The organism is Acetobacter sp. DmW_125128 (assembly GCF_008704325.1).
Taxonomy (GTDB): domain Bacteria; phylum Pseudomonadota; class Alphaproteobacteria; order Acetobacterales; family Acetobacteraceae; genus Acetobacter; species Acetobacter oryzifermentans.
In genome coordinates, this window is record NZ_VHOP01000053.1 from 1 (window position 1) to 7,713 (window position 7,713).

Sequence of the window (7,713 nt, forward strand, 5' to 3'; positions counted from 1 at the left end):
CGCTACGATAAACTGAAATCGACCTTCCTCGCAGCCGTTCAGTTCGCCTCAGTCATCATCCTGCTTAACTGACGACACGCCGTAGAATTAGAGCTACATTTTCATCAAACAAGGCTGAAAGATTTGTTGTTGGTATAACTATGGGGTAAGTGAGTACGTCTTTTGTGCTTACGTTCGCCTGCGCCGACCCATGTGCTTGATTTTCGACAAATTCTTTGAACTCTTTCTGACGGCCTACGCAGAAAATATAGGCATAAAAGGACGGACCCGGCAAAAACCTTGCTACACGTTGGTTAAGCATTGGAGTAAGCTGAGATGGTGGCACTCGACCAACTTCACCTACATAGCCAGTTAAGCCAATTAGAATATCACCAGATTTCAAAATGAAATTTTGTTTTTCTTTTAAAAATTTAGAGTCTACGAAACTTACATTTTTTAAATCGACAACGGATGGCTTCACCGCTCCAATTTTTACGACGGGAATGCCGTCAACCAGCCAATCAGAACTTTTGAAAGCATATCCATTTTGTAGATTGGCTATATCTTCTAACGTGCCGTCTAGCCACCCTGCTGGCTTCTCCTCATCATCCAGCCTATCGGGAAAGAGTTCCCACAATTCTTGTGCGAGGTAAGGGGCTTCTCCGGCCATTTTTGTCCGTGTCGGACCAAAATCGACAAACCAGTCCCGAAACATCGCCCGCACCATGGCTTCCAGCGTTTCGTTCATCCTGCGGTTGAGTTCGATTTTGTCGTCAAGAGAGCCGAGGATTGAGGCTATGGTGTGTTGTTCATCAAGGGGTGGAAGTTCTAGCTTAAAAGACGGGAAGTCTTTTAGTGGAATGCGATCGACTGTTGCTCCATTGATTGTATTTTTCCTAATTTGTTCTTGGAACTGTGGAGACATAAAATAATATAGGAAAAATTTTTCATTGAGAACACTTCTGTCGGTTCGAATAAGCGCCATTCTTCTACCAAGGCAACATACTAATCCTTCTGGAATAATCGCGACTTCGCCCAGGCGGGTTTCATATGAGAAAACAATATCTCCAGCTTCGGGTTTTACGCGCTTTGTCCATTTCTTGAAATCTTCATTCGTTACATGCCTTGTCGATGAAAGATTCAATCTTCCATGATCTAACGAATCAATCCCAAGAAAAATTGCTCCATGATCGATTGTTTTCGGTGTCGCGTGTGGGCCATCGAAAACGTCCGCAACTGCGCTAATGGTAGATAAAGGCCATTTTTTCATAATTATAACTCTAAAATTATCCAATTTTTTCTAATAATATTTTGGAAATCAGTGTCTATTTTTAACCAATCTATTACATCCACTTTCCACGGTAGTTGTGATTCTGAAAAAGCTTCCTCCAGTCGTGCTCGTGTTCCCAAAGATAAGGGTGCATCACCCATAATCGCCAGATCAAGGTCAGAAAAAGGCTTGGCCTTGCCGGTGACGCGCGAACCAAAGACCCGGACTTCACGATCAGGTACAATATCGTTGAGTATCCGCAGCACAATGGCCCGCTCTTCGGGCGTTATGTCGATCTGCCCTGTCACGCTGTGCGCTCTTTCAGCGTGGCCAGCAGAAACTCGGTTTCCGCAATAAAGTCTGGAATGGTGGCCACAACCTGTTTGGCAGTGGCTTCGTTGTAAGTATGGCTGGTCAGGTTTCGCATTTTACGGAACACGCTCCACTGGGGCCATGCGCTTTTGAGCAATCCGGCCTCGTTGGCGGAGCGGATCATGTCCGGAAAGCCCATGCGGTCATATTCCTCGGGGGAGGCGGAATTGGCTTCCAGAAAGCGCTTCAGGGTCTTGTGGCTGAGTTCATAGGTGAACTCGAAACGCTGGATAAGGCCGTCCCGCAACTGTTCGTCGTCGGGTTGGGCAAGGTGGCGTGTCCAGCCTTCCTTTAATCGGTTGAGCGCGCGTTCCAGTGGGGTGAGATACAGCATCACGCACTCTCCTTCTGCACGATCAGCTTCAGGGAGGCGGTAATTTTCGCGTTCAGTGCGTCACCCTGCGCAAACTGTTCTTTCAGGGTCTTCTCAAGGGCTGCAAAGCGTTCGGTAAACGGTACGCTGTCTTCCTCGGCTTCCTCTGCCCCCACGTAGCGGCCCGGTGTCAGAACAAAGCCGTGCCGTTCTACCTCGTCCAGTGTCGAGGATTTGCAGAAACCCGGACTATCCTCATAGGTGCCTGCGTCCTTTTCTCCACGCCATGCGTGGTAAGTGTCGGCAATGCGGGCCACATCCTCATCCGTCAGTTCCCGGCGGGTGCGGTCAACCATCGTGCCCAGCTTGCGGGCGTCAATAAACAGAATTTCTCCGCGCCGGTCTCGCCAGCCTTTTTGCTTCTTGGTGCGGGTGAGGAACCACAGGCAGGCTGGAATCTGAGTGGAATAGAAAAGCTGACCGGGCAGGGCCACCATGCAGTCCACCACATCGGCTTCCACCATCCGGCGGCGGATTTCGCCCTCGCTGTTCTGGTTGGAGGACATGGAGCCATTGGCCAGCACCACGCCAGCGGTGCCGTCGGGGGCCAGATGCCACAGGATATGCTGAAGCCACGCATAGTTGGCATTGCCCGCAGGTGGCTTGCCATACTGCCAGCGCGGGTCTTCCTCTAGGGACGCATTCCACCAGTCCGATATGTTAAAGGGCGGGTTGGCCAGAATATAGTCAAAGCGCAGGTCTTTCAGTTCGTCACGCAGAAAGCTGCCTTCATTGTTCCAGCGAATATCCGCGCCAATGCCCCGCACGGCAAGGTTCATGCGGGCCAGACGCCATGTGGTGTGGTTGCTCTCCTGCCCGTAAATGGCAATGTCACCCAGCTTGCCACCATGGGTTTCCACAAAGCGTTCGGACTGCACGAACATGCCGCCAGAGCCACAGCACGGGTCATACACCCGGCCCTTATAGGGTTCGAGCATGGAGACCAGCGTGCGCACCACGCTGGAAGGCGTGTAGAACTCGCCTCCGCGCTTGCCCTCGGCTCCAGCAAACCCGCCAAGGAAGTATTCATACACCCGGCCCAGCACGTCCCGCGCCTTATCGTCCGTATCGCCCATGCCGATGTCGGAGATCAGATCGATCAGTTCCCCCAGCATCACGCTATCAAGGGCAGGCCGTCCGTAATCCTTGGGAAGAACCCCTTTGAGCTGTTCCGGGTTGGCTTTTTCAATGGCCAGCATGGCCTCGTCAATGAGTTTGCCAATGCCGGAGGAACGGGCCTTGTCTCTCAGGTGAGACCAGCGGGCGGTCTCGGGCACCCAGAAGATGTTTTCTGCCAGATATTCGTCCGGGTCTTCCGCTGCTGCCGGATCATCCAGCATCAGTTCTGCATGGCGGGCTTCAAACGCGGTGGAGATATAGCGCAGGAAGATCAGGCCAAGGGCCACATGCTTGTAATCTGAGGGTTCAAGGTTCTTGCGCAGCTTGTCAGCCGCCAGAAACATCTGCTGTTCAAAGCCCAGTGTTGCACTCGCAGCCTTCGTTTTGCTCGCCTTGGTGGTTTTCTTGGGAGCAGGGGCAGCATCAGGGTTCTTGCGAGGGCGACCGCGTGGCATGAAAGAAAGCCTTGTTTCTCAGAAAATTCAGATAATCCAGTTTGACGGAAACTGGCCATCTGGTCGAGAGGCAATGGCGGGATAGAGGTCTGTCTGGCACCGTGTGCAGGTGGTGAACCGGGATTTTATGGCGATGGTCCCATGGCCGGTTGGGTTGGGGCGATGGCCATGGTGTTCCTCAAACCTTCTGGAACAGACAGCTTTGAGCGCAGGCGGGCGATCTCCTGCTTTGCCCGCTCTTTTTCAGCTTGGTGGGTCTTGTTCCATTGTCTGATACGCTCTGTTCTCGCCTGCACCAGCCTGTCAAAACGATGCTGGAGCCATGGTTCGAGTTTTTCCGGATCAGCCAAGGCGGAAAATTCAGCATCATACTGTTTCCTGAATTCTTCAAGGGTGGGTCTATCCTGTTGTGTCAGGATAGACCGGACAGGTTCTGGCGGTGTTGAGCGCAAGCCCACAACGTGAAGGAGGGCTTGCACGACAAACCGCAGAACTTCCAGAAATTCGAGCAAAAGCCGCTGGCAGATTTTTTCCAGTTTTCCTGCCCGTCCGGTCATCCGCTGCCATTGGCTTTCTGTAGCCTGTTTCCACTCTTTTCGGGCGGTGACATAGCACTCAAAGCTGGTGCGCAACTGTATCTGATAGGGCGTGAGACTTTCCCGCCATTTTGCAATGGTTGTTTCCCGGTCCAGAGGTGCCCAGTCCGCTTCTGGCGCTCTCTGGTCAAGAATGGCCTGCTGGTCCAGAATAGCCCGCCTGATCCGGTGGCGGATACGGGCTTCTTCCGCGCTCAGGATCAACGGATACAATGGTTTCGGCGGGGTATGTGGCACGACGGCTAGCCTGTCCACATCCTCCATCTGCCTACGTTTTAATTCCTCAAGCATTGGATTTCTGCGCGGTAGGCGAATACGTTTTGGACTCCTGTTTGGGACCAGTGAGGTGTCGGCGGCGGAGAGTATTTCAGTCTGGTCATTCTCTGATGTTATGCGCACAGGAACACGGGTACTTCTGATATCCAGTTGCGGCTTTTCGTGTTCTGCTGAGTGTTCTTTTGCCAGAAGCTTTCGGAATTCCGCCATGCGCACTTTTGTCAGGCGGGTAAAGCTGCCAATGAGTGTTCCATCGTTCTTTTCAATGATATGAGCGCCGGGGCGTGTTTCTTTTCGATCACCTTCCCGCAAAGTCAGGTCATGTTCTGCCAGCGCCGCCCGGAATGATTTTAACCCGTCAGACCGGTTCCAGAGAGAGGCAACAAGCTGTTTGAGTTTTGGCAGGTCTATCCCCTGTCGTTCCGTGATCCGTCGGGCCTGTGATGTGTAGGCGGCTCGAGGTTTGGCGCTCTCAGGTGCTGGGATCAGGGCTACGACCTGTTCCGCTGCCTGATGATGACCTTCTCTGCGCAGGGCCTTGGCAATAGCCTCGTCATGCCTGCTGGGTACGAGAGCATGACCCAATCTGATTTCTTCCAGCCGTGCAAGTTTTTCTAATCGTATCCAGCTAAAGCGACTGTCTAAAATATGGTCCTGCTGCCATTCAGGGAGGAGAAGGTGCCCATGAGTGCTGCCGTCCTTTTGATGGATGACCAGTGTTATGTGCTCAGGGTCTGCATGGAATTCGAGACATATCCGTCTGGCAAACTCTGCCAGTTGGATGTCTGTCATGGGTTCATCGGGATTGAACGCGATGTGACGCAGACCATAAGTCAGTTTTTCGCGTCTGGCTTCCCGCATGGCATCGTGAAGCAACCAATCTGACCCGGCCATGATCCTTATGGTTTCATTTTTTGGGCCATGGAGAACATGTCGGGCAATGGCATCGGCACCGCTTTTTGTCCTGATCCGGCTCTCCTGAATAATCATGGCTCATGACCCGGACAGTTTTCAATGAAGCGTCCTGGCAGATCGGACGCACCTGCGCCGGGGTGGGCGGCTTCGTGATTGTGCCAGAAGCCCATCAATCTGATGCAGCCTGTCCTCAAGTTCGGTGAGTGTTTCCCCGCAGTGGATATGGTCACCACAATGAGCAGAGTGGGCCAGTTGATTCAGATTGTTGCCAATACGTGAGAGGGCATGACGCAGGCTGTAAAGTTCTGCGCTGACCTGCTGGCCATTGTCACCAGCCAGTTCAGAGGTCGTCAGGAGAGCCCTGATCCAGTGGGCGGTGGTGGAATGACCGAGGTGGCGGGCAACGCTATTCCAGCGGTCCAGTTCAGCGGGGCTGGCTCTCACAGAGAGACGGGAAGTGCGGGCAATCGGCATAACAAGGTTCTCCTTAAAGGGGGTCAACGGGGGAAGTATTCCCCCTTGCCAGATGCGCCATGCACCCGGAACGGGTAGCCATGGAGCACTGCTGGCTCCCTGTAAGGGTAACCTATTCAGATGCCTGATTTCCGAACTTTCTTTTGATGCAAACGAGATGGCGAGAATAAGCCTTTCAAAAAGGTATGATGCACTCTGCTGGGTAGCGCAGGGCTTCAATGACTTGTTGAAGGTTTGAGACGTCGATAGCGCTGGTGTAATTCATCGTTCCCTGCGATTTATGGCTGGCTTCATGCCCAAGCACGGTATCAATCCAGAGTTCGCGGATATGGGCTTCCTGATTGCGTAGCCGGGTGGAAACCGTATGGCGGAAGGAATGGAACGTCACATCTTCCGGGATGCCGATACGCTTTTTATGCTTCGAGAAAGCCCGCGCAAAATTGTCTCCACGCTCACCTGTCGATGAAACCGTGAGGTCAGGGAACAGGTAGTGCTCTCCGGTATCTCTGAGCAGGTTGAGCCCTTCCATGGTGAGCAGGTGCGAGTGAATGGGAATGATCCGTGTGCCTGCGGACGTCTTTGGTGACCAGTGATCTTCCGGGTGAGGACGAACATGAAAGCACGGAATGCCTTCGATAACTTCTATGTCCTGACGTCTCAGATTGCAGATTTCGCCCAACCGCATTCCCGTGAACATGCCAACGCTGATGATCCCCGCCCATGTGGCTCGGGAAACCGATGTGCCATTCCATGGTGTGTGAGCAAGCAGTGTCAGTTCATCATCTGTCCAGCCTCGCCGTATGATCTTTTTTGTGATGTTGAAGTCCCAACCCGCCCACGGATTCCGGTCAGCCATTTCTCGTTGCACAAGATGCATCCATAGAGCGGACAGGCGGGAGAAATGGTTTTTCACCGTCTTCCCGCTGACCGTTTCCTGCCCACGTTCACGGGCCTGAGCAACGGCTTCACGGATGGGAAGGCCGGTCCTTCCTTTGCCATGAGTGGCAGGAAGGTCAGAGAGCAGGTCGAAAAATTCCCCAGCAATCGTGCCCGTGATCTGCTTCACCGGCATGTCGCCAAAGGCTTCAATAAAGAGGTCCACGGTTTTGCGTGTGGCTTTCTTGGTGTCCTCGCTCTTGTCCTTGTCAGTAAAGACAAACTTTTCAGCCATCGTGGAAAGAGGCGGAGAGGTCGGCTTGCGGACTTTGGGCTGTTCATTCTCAACCGGGCTTCCGACTGGAGCATCTACCGGGGCAGCGGGGCGATGTTTGCCCAGATCGACAATCAGGGTGGAGAGGCTCTTGATCTGCTCGCGCAGCATGTCCTTTTCTTTTTTGCTCACGGCGCTGTCTGTAAAGACTTTCTGCATCATGCTCTGAAGCCGTGCTTCCAGTGCCTTGAGTGAATCTGTGGCAAAAGAGATGAAAGCGCCTTCCTTCTGCACCTGATCCATCAAAGTCATGGCGTGATCGGCTTGCAGAGCGCGTTTTTCAGCCCGAAAGGCATCATCGGCAAGGGTAAGGAGTTCTTCCTGTTCCGCGATGATTTTGCCCTGTTCGGTCAGGAGAGCAATCAGTTCCTCGCGTGACAGGTCGGTCTCCATCGTCTTTGCCTTCTCAAAAAGTGCGCCTGTTCGGGCGTAAAGGGCTGCTGCCCGTTCACGGGCCACCAGCTTACTCTGAGTCTGCAAGGAAAGAGAAATTTCGGTTCGGCCCAGTCTGGCCTGAACGGCAACGGGCACAGCCCGGCGGAAATGGTAGTGAGAGCCGATGAGTCGGAGCATCTGCGTTTCCCAGTCTGGGAAGACAAACGGGAAAATCCCGCAGACCCGTCAAATTCTCATTTTACTGTTATATTTCAACAGGTTAGTGGTGCGAACTGCGG

At 53.1% G+C, this 7,713-nt stretch carries 7 protein-coding genes; all 7 read right to left on the reverse strand.

Annotated features, from left to right (window positions below; genetic code table 11):
• Positions 1-64 precede the first annotated feature (64 nt).
• The gene (locus FKW19_RS13855) at positions 65-1,249 is read right to left on the reverse strand and encodes a restriction endonuclease subunit S (protein ID WP_116100411.1); all 1,185 of its coding nucleotides are present in this window, start codon (positions 1,247-1,249) and stop codon (positions 65-67) included.
• 2 nt (positions 1,250-1,251) lie between these two features.
• Complete coding sequence (locus tag FKW19_RS13860; protein ID WP_116100412.1) at positions 1,252-1,557, reverse strand: nucleotidyltransferase family protein; 306 nt, start codon at positions 1,555-1,557, stop codon at positions 1,252-1,254.
• The gene (locus tag FKW19_RS13865) at positions 1,554-1,955 is read right to left on the reverse strand and encodes a nucleotidyltransferase substrate binding protein (protein ID WP_116100413.1); all 402 of its coding nucleotides are present in this window, start codon (positions 1,953-1,955) and stop codon (positions 1,554-1,556) included. The genes FKW19_RS13860 and FKW19_RS13865 overlap by 4 nt, the downstream gene beginning before the upstream one ends.
• Positions 1,955-3,568 (reverse strand): class I SAM-dependent DNA methyltransferase, encoded by a 1,614-nt coding sequence (locus FKW19_RS13870; protein WP_116100414.1) that lies wholly within the window; start codon positions 3,566-3,568, stop codon positions 1,955-1,957. Before FKW19_RS13870 ends, FKW19_RS13865 begins: the two co-directional genes overlap by 1 nt.
• Before the next feature lie 125 nt (positions 3,569-3,693).
• Positions 3,694-5,334 carry a hypothetical protein gene (locus FKW19_RS15855; RefSeq protein WP_238331407.1) on the reverse strand — a complete coding sequence of 547 codons (1,641 nt, stop codon included), beginning with the start codon at positions 5,332-5,334 and terminating at the stop codon, positions 3,694-3,696.
• Positions 5,335-5,451: 117 nt separating this feature from the next.
• Positions 5,452-5,829, reverse strand: coding sequence for a plasmid mobilization protein (locus FKW19_RS13880; protein WP_116100415.1), 378 nt, complete (start codon positions 5,827-5,829; stop codon positions 5,452-5,454).
• 175 nt (positions 5,830-6,004) lie between these two features.
• Positions 6,005-7,612, reverse strand: a complete 1,608-nt coding sequence (locus FKW19_RS13885) for a DUF6538 domain-containing protein (protein ID WP_116100416.1) — start codon at positions 7,610-7,612, stop codon at positions 6,005-6,007.
• Between the last annotated feature and the right edge of the window lie 101 nt (positions 7,613-7,713).

Bases quoted from the DNA above. Each gene is read 5' to 3' on its own strand.
- FKW19_RS13855 (WP_116100411.1), bottom strand. From the start codon at position 1,249: ATGAAAAAATGGCCTTTATCTACCATTAGCGCAGTTGCGGACGTTTTC.
- FKW19_RS13865 (WP_116100413.1), bottom strand. From the start codon at position 1,955: ATGCTGTATCTCACCCCACTGGAACGCGCGCTCAACCGATTAAAGGAA.
- FKW19_RS13870 (WP_116100414.1), bottom strand. From the start codon at position 3,568: ATGCCACGCGGTCGCCCTCGCAAGAACCCTGATGCTGCCCCTGCTCCC.
- FKW19_RS15855 (WP_238331407.1), bottom strand. From the start codon at position 5,334: ATGGCCGGGTCAGATTGGTTGCTTCACGATGCCATGCGGGAAGCCAGA.
- FKW19_RS13880 (WP_116100415.1), bottom strand. From the start codon at position 5,829: ATGCCGATTGCCCGCACTTCCCGTCTCTCTGTGAGAGCCAGCCCCGCT.
- FKW19_RS13885 (WP_116100416.1), bottom strand. From the start codon at position 7,612: ATGCTCCGACTCATCGGCTCTCACTACCATTTCCGCCGGGCTGTGCCC.